The following is a 22500-nucleotide window of genomic DNA, read 5'->3' on the forward strand; positions in this document are numbered from 1 at the left end:
AGCGCCGTCCCCGGCACCCCGGCACGTCGGGTTACGCTACGCTAACCCGACCTACCGAACGGGGCCGTGACTTTCACGCTAACCAATCGAGCTGGCCGTAGGAGGTTGTGATGCGTGGTATCGCTTTGCTGTTTCTGCTTTTGCTGACACCGGTGCCGGGAGCGGCCGCCGACGTCGACGTGCCGGACCCGCAGCTGCGGGATACCTGCCCGGTCTGCGGGATGCTGGTCGCTCGCTACCCGGCCTGGATCGCCACCGTGCTGTACGAGGACGGTCACGCGGATCACTTCGATGGTGCAAAGGACCTGTTCAAGTACCTGTTCGATCTGCCGCGTTATGCGCCGGGACGAAGCACCGGGGAGATCAGCGCGATCGGTGTGACCGAGTACTACGGGCTCACGCGCATCGATGCCCATTCGGCCTGGTACGTGATCGGCTCCGACGTGCTGGGCCCGATGGGCCACGAACTGGTTCCACTGGAAACCCGGGCCGACGCAGAAGAGTTCATGGAGGATCACCACGGCAGCCGCATCCTGCGGTTCGACGAGGTCACGCCGGAGCTGCTGGAGCGGTTGGATGCCGGCGAAGTCCGCCAGGGAAGCGGTGAATAAAGCCATCCCTTTTCACCGCACACTGCGCTGCAAATGCGATCTGCAGCTTGCTTCAACGTTGCCCTAGTGGGCCATGCAGGAAGTTCGGTAACGATGGAGCACAGCCAGACGCGCCGGAGCAAGGCGGGCAAGTGCAGGCATAGCCACTCTATTGCAAACTTGCCCAACGCAGCGCCGGCGTGTCTGGCGCCGCGATCTGATAACGAACTTCCCGCATGGCCCACCAGGCGATCAGCTCTCGATCGCGTGCTTCTTCAGCCGGTACAGCAGGGTATTGCGGCTCAAGCCGAGAAGACGGGCGGCCCTGGCCTTGCAGCCCCGGGTCCGCTCCATCGCCTGGCGGAGCAGGTCGTGTTCCAGCGCCTCGAACTCGAGGCCTTCCGCGGGCAGCTGCACCAGGCTCCCGGTCTCGCCGGAGGGCGTTTGACGCGCCCCGCTCCCGTGCCGAAGACCCAGGTTTTCCGGCCCGAGCATCTGGCCCGGGAGCAGCAGTGCGAGGCGTTCACAAAGGTGCCGTAGCTCGCGCACGTTACCGGGCCAGGGATGGGCAAGCAGCGCACGGCGTGCGGACCTGTTCAGGCGCGGCGCCGCCGTCTGGTGCGTCCGGGCGAATTCGGACAGGAAGTGTGCGGCGAGCAGCAGCACGTCGTTGCCGCGCAGGCGCAACGGCGGCAGTTCCAGCGGCACCACGTGCAGCCGGTAGAAAAGATCGCGGCGGAAGGACCCCTGGTCGGAGGCCGCGTGCAGGTCCCGGTGGGTCGCCGCCAGCACCCGCACGTCCGCTCGTCGGGCGCGGGGATCCCCGAGGGCCTGGCGTTCGCCATGCTCGAGAAAACGCAACAGCTTTGGCTGCAGCGCCAGCGGCAGGTCACCGATCTCATCGAGAAACAGGGTTCCACCCTCCGCCGCACCCACGAATCCGAGGTGGTCCCGGTCCGCCCCGGTGAAGGCACCGCGCCGGTGACCGAAGAGTTCTGATTCCGCGAGTTCCGCGGGCAGCGCTCCGCAGTTCACCGCAATGAAGGGCCGACCGGAGCGCGGACTCAGCCGGTGCAGCATCCGTGCGAGCTCCTCCTTTCCGGTGCCGCTCTCGCCGAGGATCAGCACGGGGCAATCAACCTTCGCGACCAGCTGGGCGGCGCGCAGCACCGCCTCCAGTTCCGGGGAGTGGCCGAGGATGGTTTCGGTGCGCATCACAGGTGCCATCGCGTCTTCTGCGGCCCTTCAGTCTAGCAAAATCCGGCGTCCGGCGGACCTGTCAGCGGGACGACCCGTAGCGCCCGCGCCCATGCTGGGCGCACCAAAAAAAGGGCCCCGCAAGCGGGGCCCTCTCGCTCCACCCGGCCCAGGGCCGGGTGGACACGCGCGTCGTATGGAGACTTACTGGACGCGCTTGCGAACGTCGGTGGTCACTTCCACGCGGCGGTTCAGCTCACGGCCCTCGCGGGTCGCGTTGTCGGCGGTCGGACGCTCTTCGCCATAACCGACCATACGGACCGCGTCGGGACGGACACCCTCGCCGACGAGGTAGTCAACCACGCTCTGGGCGCGTCGCTCGGACAGGCCCTGGTTGTAGGCCGCCGGACCAATGGAGCAGGTGTGGCCTTCAACCAACACCGAGGTGTAGGTGACGTCAGCCGAGGTCAGCGTGGAGGCCAGTTCACGGAGCGTTTCACGACCCTGCGCGCGCAGAGTGGCACTGTCGAAGTCGAACAGCGTCTCAGCGCTCAGCGTGGTGGTCGTGAACTCGGGAGCCGGGGCCGGAGGCGGCGGCGTGGGAGCGGGCGCGGGGGCCACGACAGGCTCGATGTAACCGGAGCACGCCGGGTCCACTACGCCCTCGGGGCTCCACTGGCTTGTACGCACGCAGTCACTCGCGCTCATCACCGTGGCACCGGCCGAATCGGTGATGTTGGCAGGCGGAGCGGCGCTGACGGACGCCATACCGCCGAGGGCCAGGCTGGCGGCAGAAAGCGCCAGGATATTCTTGATCAGTTTGCTATGCATATTTTCAGTCTCCTCAGAAGTAAACCGGATAACCCGGAAAATGACCCACCTGCACTGCACCTTCCACGGGTCGAACCAAACACGGAAGCCAATTCGGACAGATATCCCGCAACACCTTGATATTGGCACAACGGTGACGGTTTTGCACCCCTTTTTGCAAAAAAATGTGTCCATATGGCAACGCGTGTCACATATTTGAGACAGCACGATCAGGAGGTCAGCGCTCAGAAACGAAAAGACCCCGCTGTTGCGGGGCCTCTTCATGCAGACGGGTCGTCCGCAGGGGCTTACATCATACCCATGCCACCCATGCCACCCATGCCGCCCATGTCATCCATGCCGGCTCCGGCGCCGCCCTTGTCATCCTTCTTCGGCGTCTCCGCCACCATGGCCTCGGTGGTGATGATCAGGCTGGCCACGGAGGCCGCGTTCTGCAGCGCGGTCCGGGTCACCTTGGTCGGATCGAGGATACCCATCTCGATCATGTCGCCGAACTCGCTGGATGCAGCGTTGTAGCCGTAGTTGCCGGTACCTTCCAGGACCTTGTTCAGTACGACCGACTGCTCCTCGCCGCAGTTGAACACGATCTGGCGCAGCGGCTCTTCCATCGCACGCCGGGCGATATTGATGCCCATCGCCTGGTCGTGATTGTCGCTGGTCAGGTCGGCGATCGCTACGCGCGCGCGCAGCAGGGCCACGCCACCACCGGGGACCACGCCTTCTTCCACCGCGGCCCGGGTCGCATGCAGGGCGTCCTCGACACGCGCCTTCTTCTCCTTCATCTCGACTTCCGTGGCAGCACCGACCTTGATCACGGCAACACCGCCGGCGAGCTTGGCCACCCGCTCCTGCAGCTTCTCCTTGTCGTAATCGGAAGTCGCCTCCTCGATCTGCGCACGGATCTGGTCGACGCGAGCCTTGATGTCACCGGCATTGCCGGCGCCATCGATGATCGTGGTGTTTTCCTTGGTGACCTGCACCTTCTTGGCATAACCCAGATCTTCGATCGTGGCCTTCTCCAGCGACAGCCCCACTTCTTCGGAAATCACCTGACCACCGGTCAGTACCGCGATGTCCTGCAGCATGGCCTTGCGGCGGTCACCAAAGCCCGGGGCCTTGACGGCCGCGACCTTGACGATGCCACGCATGGTGTTCACGACCAGCGTCGCCAGGGCCTCGCCCTCGACGTCCTCGGCCACGATCAGCAGCGGCTTGCCGGCCTTGGCGACACCCTCCAGTACGGGGAGCAGGTCGCGGATGTTGGAGATCTTCTTGTCGTACAGCAGCACGAAGCAGTCCTCGAGTTCGGCACTCATGCTCTGCTGGTTATTGATGAAGTAGGGCGAGAGGTAGCCGCGATCGAACTGCATGCCCTCGACGACATCGAGCTCGTTGTCCAGCGAAGTGCCTTCCTCGACCGTGATCACGCCTTCCTTGCCGACCTTCTCCATCGCCTCGGCAATGATCTGGCCGATCGACTCGTCGGAGTTCGCAGAGATCGAACCGACCTGCGCAACGGCCTTGCTGTCGGTGCAGGGCTTCGACAGCTTCTTCAGTTCCTCGACGGCGGCGATCACGGCGCGGTCGATGCCCCGCTTGAGATCCATGGGGTTCATGCCGGCGGTGACCGCCTTCATGCCTTCGCGGACGATGGCCTGGGCCAGCACGGTCGCGGTGGTGGTGCCGTCACCGGCGGCGTCAGAGGTCTGGGACGAGACTTCCTTCACCAACTGCGCGCCCATGTTCTCGAACTTGTCCTCGAGTTCGATCTCCTTGGCGACGGACACGCCGTCCTTGGTCACGAACGGGGACCCGAAAGCCTTGTCGAGGACCACGTTGCGGCCCTTGGGACCGAGGGTGACCTTGACCGCGTTGGCAAGGACGTTGATCCCCTTGACCATGCGGGAACGGGCATCATTACCGAAACGAACTTCTTTCGCACTCATAGCAGAATTCTCTCCTGAACCATTTTGATTGGGGTGACCGGACGGCGGGAGGGCCTCAGCCCTCGATGACCGCCATGATGTCGTCTTCGCGCATCACCAGGACGTCGTTGCCATCGACCTTCACCTCGGTTCCGGAGTATTTGCCGAAGAGGACCTTGTCGCCTGCCTTCACGTCCAGGGCGCGGACTTCGCCATTCTCGAGAATCTTGCCATTGCCGACGGCGATGACTTCGCCACGGATGGGCTTCTCGGCCGCAGAGTCGGGGATTACGATCCCGCCCGGCGACGTGCGTTCTTCTTCCATACGCTTCACGATGACGCGATCATGCAAAGGCCGCAGATTCATGGTGCGAACTCCTTATCCAGTAGTCTTGTTTAGGGGTTGAGAGGGATTCGGCAGCGGCGCTGTTAGCACCCGGCCCGAATGAGTGCTAATGATAGGATCAAAGCCGCGTCTGTCAAGGGGGGGCGGTAGCGACCCCAACCATGGAGTGCGCCGGATTCCGTTACCGGCGCAGGCATGATGGAAGCGAAGCGGCTGTGAATGTCCTGGTGGCAGGTCTCAGGAAAGCGACGCTATTGATCGTGCTTTTGATCCTGCTTGTCCTGGAGGCGCTCGCTCTCGCGCTTGCGGTACTCGCCCTCGATGGTCTCGCCCTGCGCACTGGCCGAACCCCGCGCGGCAGCCACCCAGACCGAACGCCGCTTGAGCAGCCATCCGGCCGCCCCCGAGCGGATCGGAGGCACAAGGAGGGCGAATCCCACGGCATCGGAGAAAAACCCGGGCAGCAGCAGGAGCACCGCGGCCAGCATCAGCAGCCAGGCCTCCAGCAGATGCCGCGCCGGGATCTCACCCTGCGAGAGCATCTGCTGCATGCGGCGCCAGTGCGTGATGCCCTGGATCCGGAAGATCCAAAGGCCAATGGCAGCGGTGAGTACAACCAGGATGACGGTCGACAGGGCACCGACAGTCCCGCCAACCCAGGCGAAACCATAGATTTCCAGGAGCACGGCACCCAGCAGCACGAACAGAGGTATCAAGGGGTGGCGCATCGGAAACTCCCAGGAAGCGACCTTTCATTGCAACATTCTTGTGCCACCGCTGTCGAGTTGGAGCGACGCAGCGGCTATGATGCCGCCCTGCCCCGGCGGAATTTTCGGGGACCGCTGGCCGTCTTGTAGGTTGCCTTCTCTGTCTGCAGCTTCAGGAGTTGCCGAATGACGACCCACGCTACCCGGACCATTTTCCAGCTCGCCCTGCTGGCACTGACGCTGGTCCCACTCGGCCTCCTCGCTGCGGCCGATCCCCGGAACCCCTACGACCACTTCTTCCAACCCACCTTCGGGGATTTCCAGGAGGAACTCGACGAGGCCCGGGCGGACGGCAAGAAGGCCATCCTGATTTTCTTTGAAATGGATGAGTGCCCCTTCTGTCACCGGATGAAGCAGCAGGTTCTGAACCAGCCCGAGGTCCAGGACTATTTCCGGGAGCACTTCGCGATCTTCAGCGTCGACGTGGAGGGGGATGTCGAGATCACCGACTTCCAGGGCAACACCATGCGCCAGTCCGATTTCGCGTTCCGCGAGTTCCGGGTGCGGGCGACCCCGGTATTCCAGTTCTTCAACCTCGACGGCGAACCGATCGTCCGTTTCACCGGCGCGACCCGCGACGTCCGTGAATTCCTCCAACTCGGTGAATTCGTCGCCGAGGGGCACCACGAAGAGATGAACTTCACACGCTTCAAGCGGGAGGCGCGGTAGACACACCGATGCAGACCCGGATGACCCCTGCGCCGGCACTGGCCGTCATTCTCATCCTGCTCGCGGGTCAGCCGGCCGCAGCGGATGCCGGCCAGGAGCCCTTGCCGCAGCCCCTGCGCCTGGAGTCGGCCCTCGCGGTCATCGACGCCGACTACCCCTCGCTGCGCCGCGCCCGGGCGTTGCGCGAGAGGGCCGAGCGCGAGCTGGAAGCAGAACGGGCGGCTTCGGACATCGAACTGGAGGCTCGTCTCGAGGCCCGCTGGGTCGACCCCAACGACCTGGTCCCCGTCGACGGCAACGACGACTCGCGGGCCGTCGTCAACGCCCGCAAGCTGCTCAGCGACTTCGGTCACAGCAGCAACCGGATTGCGGCCAGCCAGCGCCAGGCCGACCTCAGCCTCGCCGAAGAAGAGCTGTCTCATACCCGGCACCGGCTGGCGGTGCTGCAGCGGTATTTCGATGTCCTGCTCGCAGACCTGGCGTTCGCCCGCGACAACGAGGCCATGGCCTCGGCCTTCGTCAGCCTGAACCGCGCGCGGGAGCGCAACGAGCTGGGCCAGGTCTCGGACATCGACCTGTTCGAACTCGAGGCCCGCTACCAGACCGCGCGCGCGGTCCGGCTGCGTTCCCAGCAGGAGCAGCGCCGGACCCGGGCGGAACTGGGCGAAATACTGAACCGGCCGGGGGAGGCTCCGGCCCAGGTGCTCGGGCCTGCCCTGCCGCTGGCCCTGCCGGGACTGCCCGACATCGGCCGCCTGCTCGAAGCGGTGGACCGCCAGAGCCCCGAAATCGCGATCCGCCGGGGGGAGGTGGAAGTGGCCCAACGGCGGGTGGCGGCAGCACGAACGCAGCACCGGCCCCGCCTGAGTGCGGAGGCACAGGTGGGTGCGTGGGTGCGCGAATTCGGGGGCGATCGCAATCCGGCAGCCGTCGGCCTGGTGCTGGAAATCCCCCTGTACCAGGGCCGCCGCCTGAGCGCCGCGGTAGGCCAGGCGACCGCCGAGCGGCACCAGGCGCAGGCCGACCTCGATCTGGCCATGGCCGAGGTGCGCAGTGCGGTGCGGGACCTGTACTACGAGATCGAGGCCCTGCTGATCCAGCGCGATGAGGTGACGGCGCGTATGGACTATCGCGAACTTTACATCGACCGCGCCAGGGCGCTGTACGACCTGGAGGAAGCCGCTGACCTGGGGGACTCCATGGTCCAGCAGAGCGCTGCCGCACATTTCAACGCGGCTACCGAGTACGCGCTGGCGCTGGCCTTCGAACGCCTTGCGCTGATGGTCGGCGATCGTTCCCTGAGCCCGTTCTCCCCCGATTCCTGATGGAGCCGTGAACCATGGGTGCATCCCGTAGCCTGATCCTTGCCGCCGCCCTGACCGGTCTTGGCCTGGTGCTGACCCAGCCGGTTGCTGCCGACGAGCGGGAGGCCCGGATCGACTGGGGCCAGCGGTATACCGTCTCGGCGCCGCTCGCCGGCATCGTACGGGAGATTTCCATCCAGCCAGGGGACCGGGTCACCGAGGGCCAGACGCTGTTCACGCTGGACACGCGCCGGCTGCGCGCCGATGCCCGTGCCGGCGAGGCCGAACGGGAAAGGCTGCACCTGGAACTTGCCGAGGCCGACCGGGAGGTCGAACGCGCTGAAGAACTCTATGACCGCACCCTGATCGCACTGCGTGAACTGGAACTGAGCCGCATCCAGCGCGCGATGGCCGCGGCCCGGCTGGCCCGTGCCGATGCGGAATTGCAGAAGACCCGCGTCGATCTGGAGGACAGCGTGGTCCGTGCCCCGGCAGCGGGGCGCATCCTTTCGGTAACCGTATCCATGGGAGAGGCGGTCAGTCCGGCGCTGGCGCCGGCGGTGCTGGCCGTCCTTGGCAGCACGGACCCGATGCGCGCAGAGACCACCGTCGATGCCGACACCGCCGGGCGCCTGCAGCCGGGTCAGCCGGCACGCGTCCGGCTGGATACCGGGGAAGCCTTCGATGGCTCCGTGGCCAGCGTCGGTTGGCAGGTCGAGGACATCGGTTTCGGCGACGGCTATCGTCTGGCGGTCCATTTCTCCGCACCCGAGACCGCCCGACTGCGGGCCGGCCAGAGCGCACGGGTTTCCCTGCCCGCTGTCGCTGACGAATAACCGTGGCTTCCGCCGTGGACCGACCAGAACCAACGCAACCCCTGCTGGTGATCACCACCGTCGATGACGAGGACACGGCGCGGCTGCTCGCGGGAGAGGCCGTGGAACAACGGCTCGCCGCCTGTGTCCATGTTGTACCTGCCGGACGGTCGGTGTACCTCTGGCAGGGGCAGGTCGAAGAGGCGCGGGAGCACACCCTGCTGATCAAGACTACCGTGGCCCGGTATGGCACTCTGCAGGATTGGCTGGTGCAAAGGCATCCCTACGACACACCCGAAATCATCGCCCTGCCGATCACGGCGGGCCTGCCCGATTATCTAGACTGGATTCAACAATGCACCCGATGACCCTCAGGCACTGGCTCTCTCTCCTGCTCTTGACGCTGACGCTGGTCCCGGGCCTTGCGACTGCGCTGTTCGAGGACGATCTGCTCGACCCCGACGAGGCCTTCGCCATCGAGGCCGAGGCGATCGATGGCAACACCCTTCGGATCAGCTGGAACATTGCCGACGGTTATTACATGTACCGCGAGCAGTTCCGGTTCACGCCCGAGAGCAGCGGCCTGGAATTCGGAGAGCCGCGCATTCCCGACGGAACGGTGAAGGACGACGAGTTCTTCGGACGGGTCGAGACCTACCGCAACCGCATCGACATCGAATTGCCGGTGCTCGCGGCCGAAGACCGCCAGATCGAACTGACCGCACGATCGCAGGGCTGCGCGGACCTCGGCGTCTGTTACCCCCCGCACTTCCAGACCGTCAGCCTGACGCTGCCGGAACTGCCGACCCCGCGCGCGGAACAGCCGCGCAGCCGGTCGGCTCTGGAGACGCTGGGCGCAATCACCGGCGATTTCGGCGAAGCCAACGAACTGCTCGAGCCCGAGATCGCCTTCGCCGCCAGCGCCCGGGCCATCAGCCAGAATGCCGTGATCGTGCGGTTCGACATCGCCGAGGGCTACTACCTGTACCGCGACAAGCTGGGATTCCGGATCGCCGAGGGCGAGGGGATCGAGCTGGGGCCGGTGAACCCGCCCGACGGCACCCTGATCGAGGATGAGTTCTTCGGGGAGACCGAGACCTACCGCAACAGCGTCGAGATCCTGGTGCCGGTGCTGCGCGGCGCCGACGATGTCGCCGAGATCGTGCTGGCCGTCGACTACCAGGGCTGTGCCGACCTCGGTGTCTGCTACCCACCGCTGACCCAGGACGTCGCCGTCACCTTCGCTGCAACCCTCGCCGACGAGGCCGACGATCTGCCCGCGATCGGCACCGAGCGGGCCACGATCGACACGGGCCCGGTGACCGAGCAGGACCGCATCGCCGCGCAGCTCGCCGACGGCCGCATCTGGCTGGTGGCGCTGGCGTTCTTCGGTTTTGGCCTGCTGCTGACCTTCACCCCCTGCGTGTTTCCGATGATCCCGATCCTGTCGAACATCATCGTCGGGCAGAAGGACCTGACCACGCGCAAGGCCTTCTTCATCTCGTTGGCGTTCGTCCTCGCGATGGCCTTCACCTACACCCTGGCCGGGGTCTTCGCGGGACTCGCCGGGGCCAACCTGCAGGCGGCCTTCCAGAACCCCTGGATCATCGGCGGCTTCGTGCTCGTGTTCATCGCGCTGGCGATGTCCATGTTCGGCTTCTACGAACTGCAGATGCCCTCCGGCATCCAGAGCAGGCTGGCCAACCTGAGCAACAAGCAGCAAGGCGGCACCCTGGTGGGCGCGGCAATCATGGGCTTCCTGGCGGCCCTGATCGTCGGCCCCTGCGTCACCGCACCCCTGGTCGGCGCACTGCTTTACATCAGCCAGACCGGCGATGCGGTACTGGGCGGCATCGCGCTGTTCTCGCTGAGCATGGGCATGGGCGCGCCGCTGCTCGCCATCGGCACCTCCGCCGGCAAGATCCTGCCGAAGGCCGGGCCGTGGATGGATGCGGTCAAGGCCGTGTTCGGGGTCGGCCTGCTGGCGATGGGTGTCTGGCTGCTCGAGCGGGTGATCCCCGGCGAGGCCGCGCTGTTCCTCTGGTCCAGCCTGTTCATCGTGACCGCCATCTACATGGGTGCGTTGCAGTCGGTCCCCGAGAGCGCCTCGGGCTGGCGCACGCTCTGGAAGGGTGTCGGGCTGGTGCTGCTGGTCTACGGGGTCATCCTGATGATTGGTGCAGCCACCGGAGGCAAGGACATGTTCCGGCCCCTCGCCGGCCTGAGCACCCCAGCGACCATGGTCGTCGGCGCCGACGGCGTGCAGCGCGCGACGCAGATGGAGTTCACGAAGGTCGACAGCATTGCCGACGTGGAACGAGAGGTGGCGGCGGCACAGGAGCGCAACGAGCCGGTCTTCCTGGACTTCTATGCAGACTGGTGCGTGGACTGCGTGCGGCTGGAGCGCACGACTTTCCAGGATCCGCGCGTGATCCAGGCCATGAGCCAAGTGCATCTGCTCAAGGCGGACGTGACGGCCAACACCTCGGAGCATCGTGATCTGATGCGCGCTTTCAACCTGTTCGGCCCGCCTGCCATGATCTTCTACGATGAGGACGGCAGGGAACTGCGCAACTATCGTGCAGTGGGCTACATGAACGCCGAGCGGTTCCTCGCCCACGTCGAGCAAAGCATCGGTGTCCGGCCATGATCCGCTGCCTGCACCACAAAGCGCTGGCTGCCCTGTTCGCCGGGATCTCGGCCTTTACCCTGGCCGCCTGCGGCACCCCCGACGAAGGCGCGGGAACGGGCGACACCAGCGGGGGAACGGCGGAGACGGCGGCGGCAGGCCCGGAGCCGTTTCGGCGTATCGACTTCGCGCTGCCCGACCTGGACGGCGAAGCGCGGCAACTCAGCGAGTGGGACGGGGATCTGGTACTCCTGAATTTCTGGGCGACCTGGTGTCCGCCCTGCAAGAAGGAGATGCCGATGTTCCAGGAGCGCTACGAGGAGTACGCGGATCAGGGATTCACGATCGTCGCCGTCGCGGTGGACGAACTCGCGGAGACAAAGGCGTTCATCAACACCTTCGGCATCGAGTTCCCGATCCTGATCGGTCAGGACGACGCCGTCGCGGCGGGCCGCGAATACGGAAACCGCATCGGCGCGCTGCCCTACACGGTCATCATCGACCGTGATGGCCTCGTCCGCGAAACCCACCGCGGCGAAGTCTCCGAGGCTGACCTCGACAACTGGCTGCGGCTCTACCTCTAGCGTGAAAGCCACGGCCCACTTCTGTAGGTCGGGTTAGCGCAGCGTAACCCGACGTGCCGGGGTCCCGGGGACGACGCTGCTTTGCGGTCTTGAGTGTGAAGCTTCTGTAGGTCGGGTTAGCGCAGCGTAACCCGACGACGTCCCGGGGACGACGCTATTTTGCGCCCATGGGTGGGGTGCGAGGCCCGTCGGGTTACGCCCGTTGGGCTAACCCGACCTACAGTTGGCCGTTTTTCGGAGCCTCGTCACCCAGCAGCAAGGCGTGCGGACGTACCGTCGCGCGGGCGGAAAACCGCACCACTCCCTTCGGTTGCCCTGCTGAATGCCAGCCTTCGGGCACGCCTCATTGGAATCGCAAAACAGCTCCGTCCCGCTGGACAGAGCCACCCGGCTGCGGCAGAATCGCAACATCGGAATCGCGCAATTGTTGCACGTTTCCCACAGATTCATGACCGGATCGCAACCGATACCCCCCGCCCATGGCTCAACTCCTGCTGCTGAACGGCCCCAACCTGAACCTGCTCGGGAGCCGTGAGCCGGCGCGATACGGCGCCACGACGCTGGCCCAACTCGAGGCCACGCTGTCCACGCAGGCAACCCGCGCCGGACACCAACTCGCCTGCTTCCAGAGCAATCACGAAGGTGCGTTGATCGACCGTATCCATGCCGCAGTCGCAGAGCAGGTGTCCTGGATATTGATCAATCCGGGCGGACTGACCCACACCAGCGTCAGCCTGCGTGATGCGCTGCTGGCGACGGCCATTCCGTTCATCGAGATCCACATCACCAACATCCATGCCCGCGAGGCCTTTCGGCACCATTCCTACCTGGCGGACATCGCCTCGGGGACGATCGCCGGCCTTGGCACAACGGGCTACCGGCTGGCGCTGGACGCCGCCATTGCAGCTATCGAGGAGCCCTAGTTCACCATGGACATTCGCAAGGTCAAGAAATTGATCGACCTGCTGGAAGAAAGCGGGATCAACGAGATCGAGATTCACGAGGGCGAGGAATCGGTCCGCATCACCCGAGCGGCGTCCGGACCCCAGGGCTATTTTGCGCCGCCGATGCCGATGTCTGTCGCCCCGACCGCCGCAGCACCCGTCGCAGCTGCCACAGCGCCTGCCGAGACCGCTGCGAAGGAGCTGCCAGGGCACCGGGTCACCGCACCGATGGTGGGCACCTTCTACCGGGCTCCCAGCCCCGGCGCAAGACCCTTCGTGGAGGTCGGTTCCGCCGTCGAAGTGGGCGATACGCTGTGCATCATCGAAGCGATGAAAATGCTGAACCCGATCGAGGCCGACAAGGCCGGCACCGTTCGCGAAGCACTGGTGGAAAACGGCCATCCGGTGGAATACGGCCAACCCCTGTTCATCATCGAATAACGGGCCGGCGACGCGAGGCTTCTCATGCTGGAAAAGATCCTGATCGCCAACCGGGGCGAGATCGCGCTCCGGATTCTCCGCGCCTGCCGGGAGATGGGTATCGCCACGGTAGCCGTGCACTCGGAGGCGGACCGTGATCTCAAGCACGTACGCCTGGCCGACGAATCCGTCTGTATCGGGCCCGCGTCGTCGACCGAGAGTTATCTGAACATCCCCGCGATCATCTCGGCTGCAGAGGTCACCGATTCCGGCGCGATCCACCCGGGCTACGGGTTTCTGTCCGAAAACGCAGACTTCGCCGAGCGGGTGGAATCCAGCGGCTTTGCCTTCATTGGGCCGCGCGCCGAGACGATCCGGCTGATGGGCGACAAGGTCTCGGCGAAGAACGCGATGATTGCCGCCGGGGTCCCCTGCGTCCCCGGTTCCGGGGGCGCCCTCGGTGACGACCCCGATGAGAACATGCGCCTGGCGGACAAGATCGGCTATCCGGTGATCGTCAAGGCGTCGGGGGGCGGAGGTGGCCGCGGGATGCGCGTGGTGCACACCGAGGGGTCCCTGCTCAGTTCCATTGCGGTGACCAAAAACGAGGCCAAGCAATTCTTCGCCAACGACGCCGTGTACATGGAGAAATATCTGGAGCATCCGCGCCACGTGGAATTCCAGGTCCTGGCCGACACCCATGGCAACGCGGTCTGTCTCGGTGAGCGCGACTGTTCGATGCAGCGGCGCCACCAGAAAGTCATCGAAGAGGCACCTGCGCTGGGCATCACTCCCGAGATGCGCGAGCGGATGGTCCAGCGCCTCATCCTTGCCTGCCAGGAAATCGGTTACCGCGGCGCCGGCACCTTCGAGTTCCTGTTCGAGAACGGCGAGTTCTTCTTCATGGAGATGAACACGCGACTCCAGGTCGAACATCCGGTGACGGAGGAGGTCACCGGGATCGATCTGGTCCGGGAGCAGATCCGCATCGCCGCTGGCGAAACGCTGTCCATCGCCCAGGCCGATGTCCACATCAACGGCCATGCGATCGAATGCCGCATCAACGCGGAAGACCCGGTGAAGTTTTTCCCAAGCCCCGGGACGGTCAGCCAGTACCATGCCCCGGGGGGGCCTGGCATCCGTGTGGACACGCATCTTTACAGCGGCTACACCGTGCCTCAGTACTACGACTCCATGATCGCCAAGCTGATTGCCCACGGCCCCACTCGAGAGATCGCGATCGCGCGGATGCGGGGGGCACTCGGGGAGATCGTGATCGACGGCATAAAGACCAACATTCCGTTACACATCGACCTGTTGAGTGACGCGCACTTCCAGAAGGGCGGCACGAACATCCATTATCTGGAAAAGAAGCTGAAGAACCACCCGTGAGCCTGGTCGAACTGGAACTCGAGATCCGGGCCGATCAGGCGGAACCCGTCGAGGAACGGCTGTTCGCGCTCGGTGCAGTCAGTGTCGAATTGTTCGACGCCGGTGATGAACCCCTGTTCGAGCCACCCCCCGGAACGCACCCCCTCTGGTCGGCCATCCGCATCAAGGCCATCTTCACCGACAGCCTGCAGGCGAAGATTGCCGCCGCGGCACTGGAGGTCGCGGACGGCGCCGCGGCGCCGGTTGCGCGCGTCTCGCCCATCGCCGAGCAGGACTGGGTTCGAGCCGGGCTCGCCGGGCTGACCCGGATTCACTGCGGGGGCAAGCTGTGGATCGTTCCGTCCTGGGAAGCGCTGCCGGAAGTGCGGGGCGGTGTGTTTGTTCATCTGGACCCGGGACTTGCCTTCGGGACCGGCAGCCATCCAACCACGGGCATGTGCCTCGCGGCGCTCGCGCAGACCCCTCCGCTCGAGCAACGCGTACTCGACTATGGCTGCGGCTCGGGCATTCTGGCGATCGCGGCGCTGAAGCTGGGTGCAGCATCCGCGCTGGGGGTCGATATCGACCCACAGGCGCTGCAGGCGACCCGCGCCAACGCGGAACGTAACGGCATCACCAGCAGCCAACTCGAGACCACGCTCGCGGACGTCGCACCGCCGGCAGAATCCTTCGACCTGATCCTGGCCAACATCCTCGCCGCGCCCCTGGTGGCGCTGGCGCCGACCCTGACCCGCAGCGCCCGGCCCGGCGCGCGGCTGCTGATGGCCGGACTACTGGATTGGCAGGCCGAAACGGTCATGGCAGCCTACCGCGATGGCTTCGAGATTCAGATCGGGGACGAACGCGAAGGATGGGTCCTGCTCGAGGGACGGCGGCGCTAGTGGGCCATGCGGGAAGTTCGGTAACTATGGAGCACAGCCAGACGCGCCGGAGCAAGGCGGGCAAGTGCAGGAATAGCCACTCTATTTCAAACTTGCCCAACGCAGCGCCGGCGTGTCTGGCGCCGCGATCTGATACCGAACTTTCCGCATGGCCCACTGGTGGGCCATGATCATTCGCTGCCCGCATTGCGGCGCCGGCCATGCGGTCCGCTACCATCCCGGGCACAACCCCGGAACGCAACGCTGCCCCGCATGCAGCCAGACCTTTCCGTTCTTCCCCGCGCTTGAAATCGAGCTCGTGGGGCAGCCCCGCCGTACGGCGGTTGCCGGGAGAGTTCCGGTTGCTCAACCCCGGGCCGCCGTGCCGACTGAATCGGGTGACTGGCCGCTGCGCCTGGCGGGTTTCCTCGCGGGGCTGGCGCTGATCGCGACACTGGTCGGACAGTTCCTGGTGCACGAGAGAGCCGCGCTCGCAGCCCACCCTGAACTGCTGGCCATCAGTGACAGCCTGTGCCTGCATCTGCGCTGTTCCGGTCCGGGCCGGCGGGTCCCAAGCGCAATCGGCGTCGACGCGCTGCAACTGGAACGTCATGCGCAGGGTTGGCTGCGCGTGGAAATGCATGTCACCAACCACCTGCAACGACCACAGCCCTGGCCATTGCTGGAGATGGTCCTGTCCGACCGCTTTGGCCAGACACTCAGCCTGGGACGCTGGCACCCCAACGAGTACCTCGGACTGTCCAATCCCGCGCCGGAAGCGATCCACATGCTCGAGCCGGGTGAGGTACGACGGCTTCGGCTGGTGATCGACACGCCGGAAGGCGAGGTCGAGGGAATCGCGGTCTGGGTGCGGTGACACGCAAGGGCCCACAACGATGATCCTCGGTGACCACCACCTCGCCGACCCGATCGTCTTCCTCGCACCGATGGCGGGTGTCAGCGACCGGCCGTTTCGGATGCTGTGCCGAAGCCTTGGCGCGAGCGCAGCGGTTTCGGAGATGGTGACATCGGATACCCGCCTCTGGCATACCGCGAAGAGCCGCAACCGCCTCGATCATCGGGGCGAACCCGGCCCGAGGATCGTGCAGCTCCTGGGCAACGAGCCTGGGATGCTGGCCATGGCAGCGCAGGAAAACGTGGCGAATGGTGCCGACATCATCGACCTGAACCTCGGCTGCCCCGCGAAAAAGGTCTGCAACAAGGCAGCCGGGTCAGCGCTCCTTGCGGACGAACCGCTGGTGGAGCGACTGCTGCGGGCCCTGACCGCCGCGGTATCGGTGCCCGTCACGCTGAAGATGCGCCTGGGCATCGACCGTGACCACCTGAACGCAGTGCGGGTTGCCACCCTGGCCGAGTCCGCGGGGGTGGCGATGATCAGCGTGCACGGCCGTACCCGGACCTGCGGCTACCGCGGCGAGGTCGATTACGACACGATTGCCCGCGTGGTCGATGCCGTTGCCATCCCGGTCCTCGCCAATGGCGACATCACCACGCCTGAACAGGCCCGCGCCGTGATCCAGCGTACCGGCGCGGCCGGCGTGATGGTGGGTCGTGGCGCCCAGGGCAGGCCCTGGTTGCCCGGCCAGATCCGGGCCGCGCTCAGCGGTCGACCGATCCCGCCTGCGCCGGTGGGTCCGGCGCTGGCCCGGCTGGTACTCGAACACGTGATGGCCTTGCACCGCCAATACGGCCCCGAGCAGGGCCTGCGTATCGCGCGCAAGCACATAGGCTGGTATCTTGCACGGAACAGGCCGGGGGTGGACCGGCGTCGGTTCCTTGCCATCGTCGATGCCCACGGACAGCTGGCCGCTTTATCGCAGCTGTTCGGCGCATCTGCAGTCGCCGCACCCTGGCCGGATACCGAACTACAATAAGAAGGCAAGCGATCCCAGGGGGGGAGAAGCCGCATGAGCTCCTTGATGCAGTTTGCACGAGACCAAGGGATGGGTAACGCACCGGAGTCGATCGCCCCGACCTGCCGGCTCGCGGAGTATGTCAAAACCGCGATGGATGACTACTTCGCCAACCTCGACGGCGAGGATGCGGGTGACATCTACACCATGGTGATGTCCGAGGTCGAACGGCCGCTGCTCGCCTGCGTGCTCGAACATTGCGGCGGTAACCAGACCCGGGCCGCAAGTCTTCTGGGATTGAATCGCGCGACCCTGCGCAAGAAGCTGCGCACCCACGAACTGATCTGATCGCGGTGCCGGAACGGGGCCGCGGTCGCCCCTGTCCTGCGCCCGACGTCTCAGCGGGCGTGCGACCAGGGCAGGCAGGCGCGTGCGGCATCGTGCAGGCCCTGGTTGGCCGCAGCCAGCGCGTCGCGGGTACCGAGATTCAGCGCTTGGCCAGCGAGGTCCGTGAACACTCCCCCTGCTTCGCGCACGATCACTGCAAGGGCAGCGATATCGAGAATATTGACATCCGATTCCAGCACCAGGTCGATGCTGCCACTGGCCAGCAGATGGTAATGATAGAAGTCGCCGTAACCGCGCACACGATTCACCTGCGCCACCAGAGCGCCCAGATCCGCCCAACAGGGGCTCAGCGCCAGGGTCTTGAGGTTGCCGGTCGATAGCGTGGCCTCCTCCAGCGTGGTCGTCGGCGCAACCTGGATACGCCGACCGTTCAGAAACGCCCCCTGCCCCTTCTCCGCCCAGGCCCTTTGGCCGAAAAGCGGTGCATTCGAGACACCGAGCACGAGATCGCCCCGGTGCATCAGGGCAATCTGGGTGGAAAACAGCGGGTAGCGACGCACGAAACTCTTGGTGCCGTCGATGGGGTCGATCAGCCAGACGTAATCCGCGTCGATGTCCGACTGCCCGGTCTCCTCCCCGTAGAAACCATGATCCGGGAAGCGCTCCCGGATGACCGCGCGAATCGCCTCCTCGCTCTCCACGTCGGCACGGGTGACCGGTGTGGCATCCGGCTTGATCTCGATCTCGACGCCAGCCTCATAGTAATGGCGGATCACCTTCTCCGCGGCGTCGGCAGCGGCTTGGGCAGTGGCCATGAGTGGGCTTTGCGTCATTTCCTGGCTCCCTTCGCAAAAGCGGCGAGTGTACTGCCTCGACGGTCAAGCCGCATCCGGACCCGCTTGTAGCGCCCTTGCCGACCCGTGATAATCCAGCCAACACTCCGAGCAGGGGATGCGTTCATGGCCAGCGATCTTCCGGACATCAGCCACATCGATCGGCTGGAGTTGTTCGACGAGGACTACACACCGGTCGCGGTGATCGAAAACCGCGAGGGGCAGCGGTTGTCGCTGCAGATCTATTACAAGGCAGCGATTGCCTTCGGTGGAATCGGTCCGAAGGCCGCCAACTCGGCCCTGCTCCGCTATGGCGACCACGCCGAGGATGCGCGGAAGAATCCCGGAAAACACCCGAACATCGACCGCCTGTTCGAGATCATTGCCAACGATGGCCACCTCTCGGTGAATGCCGTGCCGAAGGATGCGGGCCGCCCGTCCCGACCGGCGCCTTAATCCCGGCGGTTGGTGAACGCGACGGTCCAGCCACGCTCGGCATCGAGACGGATCTGGCTCATGCTCGCGTATTCGCATTCCAGGCGATAAAGCTGTGCATCCGGCGTCGCCAAAACCCATCCGATCGCGGAGCGGATGACGCCGGCATGCGTGACCACGAGAAGACGACCGGCACCCGCCGCGGCCGTCTCGGAGGCGAGCGCCGATTCCACCCGTCGGCGGAAATCCACCAGGGGTTCTGCTCCACGCGGTCGATTGACAACGGGGTCGGCGTAAAAGGCCCGGTATTGTTCCGGCCGCCCTGTCCGGATCTCGTCCCGGGTGCAGCCCTCCCAGTCGCCGAACCCCACCTCGCGCAGGTCGGTGACGATCCGCAGGGACGTCGGCTTGCGCGCGCAGAGTGCCTCGGCAAAGTCACGGCACCGTGCCAGCGGCGAAGACAGCACCATATCCCAGGGCCAATGCACCGACTCGCCCACGGCCTGCCACATCTGCCGCCAGCCCTGTTCATTCAGGGGATCGTCACAACCGTTTCCGCGAAAACGGACGCCACCGCGGGGTTCGCCGTGGCGCAGCAGGTCGATGATCATGCGGTGAGGTCTCCCTTGAGTTGCCCGGCCAGGTAGGCCCAGTCGAAGTGGGGGCCTGGGTCGGTCTTGCGTCCGGGCGCGATATCCGAATGTCCCGCGATGGCCGCCTCGGCGGCCAGCCGGGGAAACCGCTCCCTCAGCCAGCGGATCAACCGTACCAGCGCCGCATACTGGGCCTCGGTGAACGGGCGATCGTCGCAGCCCTCCAGCTCGATACCGATGGAAAAGTCGTTGCAGCCCGCGCGGCCGTTCCAGCTCGAAACGCCGGCGTGCCAGGCGCGCGCATCGAAGGGCACGAATTGGGTCGCGCGGCCATCACGCCCGATCACCACATGCGCCGAGACCCGAAGATCCGCGATCTCCGCAAAGAAGGGGTGCATCTGTGGATCCAGGGTGTTGGTGAACAGCTGCCCGATGAAGGGGCCGCCAAAATTTCCTGGCGGCAGACTGATCGCATGAATGACAATCAGCTCCGGCTCGACGCCGAGCGGCCTGGCGTCATGGTTGGGACTCGGACAAACACCCGCCTCCGGCCACCACAGGCCGGCCGTTGCGCCGGCCTCACCCATGGGCTCGCCGCCCCGCGCGTGCGGGGTGGGCTCGAGGACCCGGCGCATCGCTACGGCGACTTCCGGTCAGTCGGGTTTGTTGCGATCCGCCGCGCCCTCGATGGCCTCGCCCCCCCTCTGCACGTCCTTGCCGAAACCTTCAACGGTGCCGCAGCCGCTCAGGCCGGTGATGGCAAAGGCAAGCAGCCCCAGCATCAGGATTACAAAAACCTTGATTCGTCGCATGTTCTCCTCCGTGTACTTGGATCGATGGCATGCCCGGCCGCCTGGCCGGACAGGAACGTCCCGAACGGGAGCCAGACCCGCAGGCCTCACGACTCCTGGCGCCCGGGTCACCAACTCTTTCCCTTATCATAGTAGATTCTGCCAAGGTGCAAGTGCCCCACGCGCCGTCCCCCCTGAACCGGTACCTTCACTTGTTTGACCTGAACCCCCAGCAACGCGCCGCGGTCATCACCAGCGACCATCCCCTCCTCGTCATCGCCGGCGCCGGATCGGGCAAGACCCGGGTGATCACGGAAAAAATCGCCTTCCTGATCGAGGAGAGGCAGTTGCCGCCGCGCGCGATCGTCGCCATCACCTTCACCAACAAGGCCGCGCGTGAGATGCGCGAACGGGTCCGCGGGCGCCTGGACCGCGACCAGACCCGGGGGCTCGGCATCTCGACCTTCCACACCTTCGGGCTGAATTTCCTGCGCCGGGAACCGGGCGCATCGGAACTCCGAACAGGGTTCTCGGTACTCGACCCGGCTGACTGCAGGCAGCTGCTGCGCGAGATCACCCATCGCGACGACGATGCCGGCGAGCTGGAACCCTTGCTGGCACGGGTCAGCGACTGGAAAAACGAACTCCTGTCTCCGGAGCACGCACTCGCGCAGGCTGCAGACGCCGACGCACAACAGGCGGCGCGCGTCTACCAGCGCTATGAACAGGCCCTGGCCGCGTACAACGCGGTCGACTTCGACGATCTGATCAAGCGCCCGGTAGACGCGCTGAGCGGCAACCCCGACCTGCGCGAGCGCTGGCAGAACCGGATCCGACACCTGCTCGTCGATGAGTACCAGGACACCAATGGCGCGCAATACCGCCTGGTTCAGCTGCTGTTGGGCGTGAACCCGGGACTGACCGTGGTCGGCGACGACGACCAGTCCATCTATGCCTGGCGCGGCGCCCGACCCGAAAATCTTGCGCGTCTGCGCAAGGACATACCGCGCCTGGAGGTCATCAAGCTGGAGCAGAACTACCGTTCCACCAATCGGATTCTGGCCGTGGCGAACCAGTTGATCGGCAACAACCCGCACCTGTTCGAAAAACGGCTCTGGAGCGCGCTGGGCGAGGGCGAGCCCATCCGCGTAATCCCCTGTGCCGATGCCGAGGCCGAGACCGCCCGGGTGGTCTCCGAGATCATGCGGCTGCGGTTTCGACTGCGCGCCCAGTGGTCGGACTTCGCGATCCTGTACCGGAGCAATCACCAGTCACGGCTGTTCGAGAAGCTGCTGCGCGAGCAGGGCATCCCGTACCGGATCAGCGGCGGCCAGTCGTTCTTCGAACGTTCCGAGATCCGCGACCTGGCCGCCTATCTTCGCCTGCTGGTCAACCCCGACGACAACCCGGCCTTCCTGCGCGTGGTGAACGTGCCGCGCCGCGAGATCGGTCCGTCCACGCTGGAGAAGCTGGGCCGATACGCCCAGACCCGGGGCTGTTCCCTGCTGCGCGCGGCGGCCGGGCTGGGCCTCGGCGAACACATGGACGCCCGTGGCCAGGCGCGCATGACCCGGTTCGCCGACTGGGTGGACGAGATGCGCGGGAGCGCGGCGACCACGGCTCCCGAGGCTCTGCTCGCCCGGCTCGTCGAGGACACCGATTACGAGTCCTGGCTGCTCGACAACAGCCCGAATCCCAAGGCCGGAGCGCGGCGCATGGACAGCGTGCGGGAGTTCATCGACTGGATCGGGCGGGTCTCCCGGGCCAACCCGGATGGCGACGGCGGACTGAACCTCGAGGAGGTGGTCGGGCGCATCAGCCTGATGGACGTGCTGGAGCGGCAACGCGAGAGCAACGACGAGGATGCGGTCCAGCTTCTTACCCTGCACACGGCAAAGGGGCTGGAGTTCCCCCACGTCTTCCTGGTCGGCTTCGAAGAGGAACTGCTGCCCCATCGCGTCAGTCTGGAGGAGGACAGCGTCGAGGAGGAGCGAAGGCTGGCCTATGTGGGCCTGACCCGGGCGCGGCAGACGCTGACCCTCACCCACGCGGCGCGGCGCAGCCGCTTCGGCGAGGCGGTGGAATGCCTGCCGTCGCGGTTCCTGGATGAACTGCCGGCCGAGCACCTGGAATGGCCGGACGCGAAACCACCCGATCCAGAGACGCAGCGCCTGACCGCCAAGGCCCACCTGGCCGGGCTCAAGGCCATGCTGAAGAGCGGCACCTGAGTCCGGGGAACGCAGGACGGAGCCGGTCTCGCGCCCGCGGGACGCCGTGAAACCATCCCTGTAGGCTTGATGGCAGCATCCATGCCGCCAACACCCGCGGACGCGAGACCGGCTCCACCCCCCAC

General features: G+C 65.6%; 25 protein-coding genes. 16 read left to right on the forward strand and 9 right to left on the reverse strand.

Going from position 1 to position 22500, the window contains the following annotated elements; all coding sequences use genetic code 11:
• Positions 1-110: 110 nt before the first annotated feature.
• A complete protein-coding gene (locus EA346_RS05185; protein WP_296756350.1) occupies positions 111-611 on the forward strand; it encodes a nitrous oxide reductase accessory protein NosL in 501 nt (166 codons plus the stop codon).
• Between the two features lie 231 nt (positions 612-842).
• Here the strand turns inward: EA346_RS05185 and EA346_RS05190 are convergent, their stop codons facing one another.
• From EA346_RS05190 to EA346_RS05210, 5 genes are all read right to left on the reverse strand, one after another.
• The gene (locus EA346_RS05190) at positions 843-1805 is read right to left on the reverse strand and encodes a sigma-54 dependent transcriptional regulator (RefSeq protein WP_296756474.1); all 963 of its coding nucleotides are present in this window, start codon (positions 1803-1805) and stop codon (positions 843-845) included.
• Positions 1806-1991: 186 nt separating this feature from the next.
• Complete coding sequence (locus tag EA346_RS05195; protein WP_296756351.1) at positions 1992-2618, reverse strand: OmpA family protein; 627 nt, start codon at positions 2616-2618, stop codon at positions 1992-1994.
• A 287-nt stretch (positions 2619-2905) separates the two neighbouring features.
• Positions 2906-4564 carry a chaperonin GroEL gene (gene groL, locus EA346_RS05200; RefSeq protein ID WP_296756353.1) on the reverse strand — a complete coding sequence of 553 codons (1659 nt, stop codon included), beginning with the start codon at positions 4562-4564 and terminating at the stop codon, positions 2906-2908.
• Positions 4565-4619: 55 nt separating this feature from the next.
• Positions 4620-4910, reverse strand: coding sequence for a co-chaperone GroES (gene groES, locus EA346_RS05205; protein ID WP_296756355.1), 291 nt, complete (start codon positions 4908-4910; stop codon positions 4620-4622).
• Between the two features lie 230 nt (positions 4911-5140).
• Complete coding sequence (locus EA346_RS05210; RefSeq protein ID WP_296756357.1) at positions 5141-5617, reverse strand: FxsA family protein; 477 nt, start codon at positions 5615-5617, stop codon at positions 5141-5143.
• Positions 5618-5782: 165 nt separating this feature from the next.
• Between EA346_RS05210 and EA346_RS05215 the strand changes: the two genes are divergently transcribed.
• From EA346_RS05215 to fis, 13 genes are all read left to right on the forward strand, one after another.
• A complete protein-coding gene (locus EA346_RS05215; protein ID WP_296756359.1) occupies positions 5783-6325 on the forward strand; it encodes a thioredoxin family protein in 543 nt (180 codons plus the stop codon).
• A gap of 47 nt (positions 6326-6372) precedes the next feature.
• The gene (locus EA346_RS05220) at positions 6373-7650 is read left to right on the forward strand and encodes a TolC family protein (protein WP_296756476.1); all 1278 of its coding nucleotides are present in this window, start codon (positions 6373-6375) and stop codon (positions 7648-7650) included.
• Between the two features lie 14 nt (positions 7651-7664).
• Positions 7665-8465: an efflux RND transporter periplasmic adaptor subunit gene (locus tag EA346_RS05225; protein WP_296756361.1), complete on the forward strand. Its 801-nt coding sequence runs from the start codon at positions 7665-7667 to the stop codon at positions 8463-8465.
• A 2-nt stretch (positions 8466-8467) separates the two neighbouring features.
• Positions 8468-8812 (forward strand): divalent-cation tolerance protein CutA, encoded by a 345-nt coding sequence (cutA, locus tag EA346_RS05230; protein ID WP_296756362.1) that lies wholly within the window; start codon positions 8468-8470, stop codon positions 8810-8812.
• Positions 8800-11094 (forward strand): protein-disulfide reductase DsbD, encoded by a 2295-nt coding sequence (dsbD, locus tag EA346_RS05235; RefSeq protein ID WP_296756364.1) that lies wholly within the window; start codon positions 8800-8802, stop codon positions 11092-11094. Before cutA ends, dsbD begins: the two co-directional genes overlap by 13 nt.
• Positions 11091-11657 carry a TlpA disulfide reductase family protein gene (locus EA346_RS05240; protein ID WP_296756366.1) on the forward strand — a complete coding sequence of 189 codons (567 nt, stop codon included), beginning with the start codon at positions 11091-11093 and terminating at the stop codon, positions 11655-11657. The genes dsbD and EA346_RS05240 overlap by 4 nt, the downstream gene beginning before the upstream one ends.
• A gap of 479 nt (positions 11658-12136) precedes the next feature.
• Positions 12137-12580, forward strand: coding sequence for a type II 3-dehydroquinate dehydratase (gene aroQ, locus EA346_RS05245; RefSeq protein WP_296756368.1), 444 nt, complete (start codon positions 12137-12139; stop codon positions 12578-12580).
• Between the two features lie 6 nt (positions 12581-12586).
• Positions 12587-13042, forward strand: a complete 456-nt coding sequence (accB, locus tag EA346_RS05250) for an acetyl-CoA carboxylase biotin carboxyl carrier protein (RefSeq protein WP_296756371.1) — start codon at positions 12587-12589, stop codon at positions 13040-13042.
• A 24-nt stretch (positions 13043-13066) separates the two neighbouring features.
• Positions 13067-14413 carry an acetyl-CoA carboxylase biotin carboxylase subunit gene (gene accC / locus EA346_RS05255; protein ID WP_296756373.1) on the forward strand — a complete coding sequence of 449 codons (1347 nt, stop codon included), beginning with the start codon at positions 13067-13069 and terminating at the stop codon, positions 14411-14413.
• Entirely contained in the window at positions 14410-15294 is an 885-nt protein-coding gene (prmA, locus tag EA346_RS05260; RefSeq protein ID WP_296756375.1) for a 50S ribosomal protein L11 methyltransferase, read from the forward strand. The genes accC and prmA overlap by 4 nt, the downstream gene beginning before the upstream one ends.
• 361 nt (positions 15295-15655) lie before the next feature.
• Positions 15656-16150, forward strand: coding sequence for a DUF3426 domain-containing protein (locus EA346_RS05265; RefSeq protein WP_296756377.1), 495 nt, complete (start codon positions 15656-15658; stop codon positions 16148-16150).
• A 19-nt stretch (positions 16151-16169) separates the two neighbouring features.
• Positions 16170-17168 carry a tRNA dihydrouridine synthase DusB gene (dusB, locus tag EA346_RS05270; protein ID WP_296756380.1) on the forward strand — a complete coding sequence of 333 codons (999 nt, stop codon included), beginning with the start codon at positions 16170-16172 and terminating at the stop codon, positions 17166-17168.
• 45 nt (positions 17169-17213) lie between these two features.
• Entirely contained in the window at positions 17214-17495 is a 282-nt protein-coding gene (fis, locus tag EA346_RS05275; RefSeq protein WP_296756478.1) for a DNA-binding transcriptional regulator Fis, read from the forward strand.
• A 50-nt stretch (positions 17496-17545) separates the two neighbouring features.
• On the opposite strand, the gene EA346_RS05280 is transcribed toward fis, so the two are convergent.
• Positions 17546-18310 (reverse strand): inositol monophosphatase family protein, encoded by a 765-nt coding sequence (locus EA346_RS05280; RefSeq protein WP_296756480.1) that lies wholly within the window; start codon positions 18308-18310, stop codon positions 17546-17548.
• Between the two features lie 144 nt (positions 18311-18454).
• Between EA346_RS05280 and EA346_RS05285 the strand changes: the two genes are divergently transcribed.
• Complete coding sequence (locus tag EA346_RS05285) at positions 18455-18784, forward strand: DUF2322 family protein (protein ID WP_296756381.1); 330 nt, start codon at positions 18455-18457, stop codon at positions 18782-18784.
• On the opposite strand, the gene EA346_RS05290 is transcribed toward EA346_RS05285, so the two are convergent.
• From EA346_RS05290 to EA346_RS05300, 3 genes are all read right to left on the reverse strand, one after another.
• Positions 18781-19374, reverse strand: a complete 594-nt coding sequence (locus EA346_RS05290; protein WP_296756382.1) for a histidine phosphatase family protein — start codon at positions 19372-19374, stop codon at positions 18781-18783. The two genes, EA346_RS05285 and EA346_RS05290, sit on opposite strands and share 4 nt — an antisense overlap.
• Positions 19371-19943: a 1,6-anhydro-N-acetylmuramyl-L-alanine amidase AmpD gene (ampD, locus tag EA346_RS05295; protein WP_296756482.1), complete on the reverse strand. Its 573-nt coding sequence runs from the start codon at positions 19941-19943 to the stop codon at positions 19371-19373. Before ampD ends, EA346_RS05290 begins: the two co-directional genes overlap by 4 nt.
• A 66-nt stretch (positions 19944-20009) precedes the next feature.
• The gene (locus EA346_RS05300) at positions 20010-20138 is read right to left on the reverse strand and encodes an entericidin A/B family lipoprotein (RefSeq protein ID WP_296756484.1); all 129 of its coding nucleotides are present in this window, start codon (positions 20136-20138) and stop codon (positions 20010-20012) included.
• A 221-nt stretch (positions 20139-20359) separates the two neighbouring features.
• Here EA346_RS05300 and EA346_RS05305 point away from each other — a divergent pair, with 221 nt between their 5' ends.
• Positions 20360-22375 carry a UvrD-helicase domain-containing protein gene (locus EA346_RS05305; RefSeq protein ID WP_296756384.1) on the forward strand — a complete coding sequence of 672 codons (2016 nt, stop codon included), beginning with the start codon at positions 20360-20362 and terminating at the stop codon, positions 22373-22375.
• Positions 22376-22500: the final 125 nt, after the last annotated feature.

Origin of the sequence: Thioalkalivibrio sp. (assembly GCF_007692535.1) — a bacterium.
Taxonomy (GTDB): Bacteria; Pseudomonadota; Gammaproteobacteria; order Ectothiorhodospirales; family Ectothiorhodospiraceae; genus Thioalkalivibrio.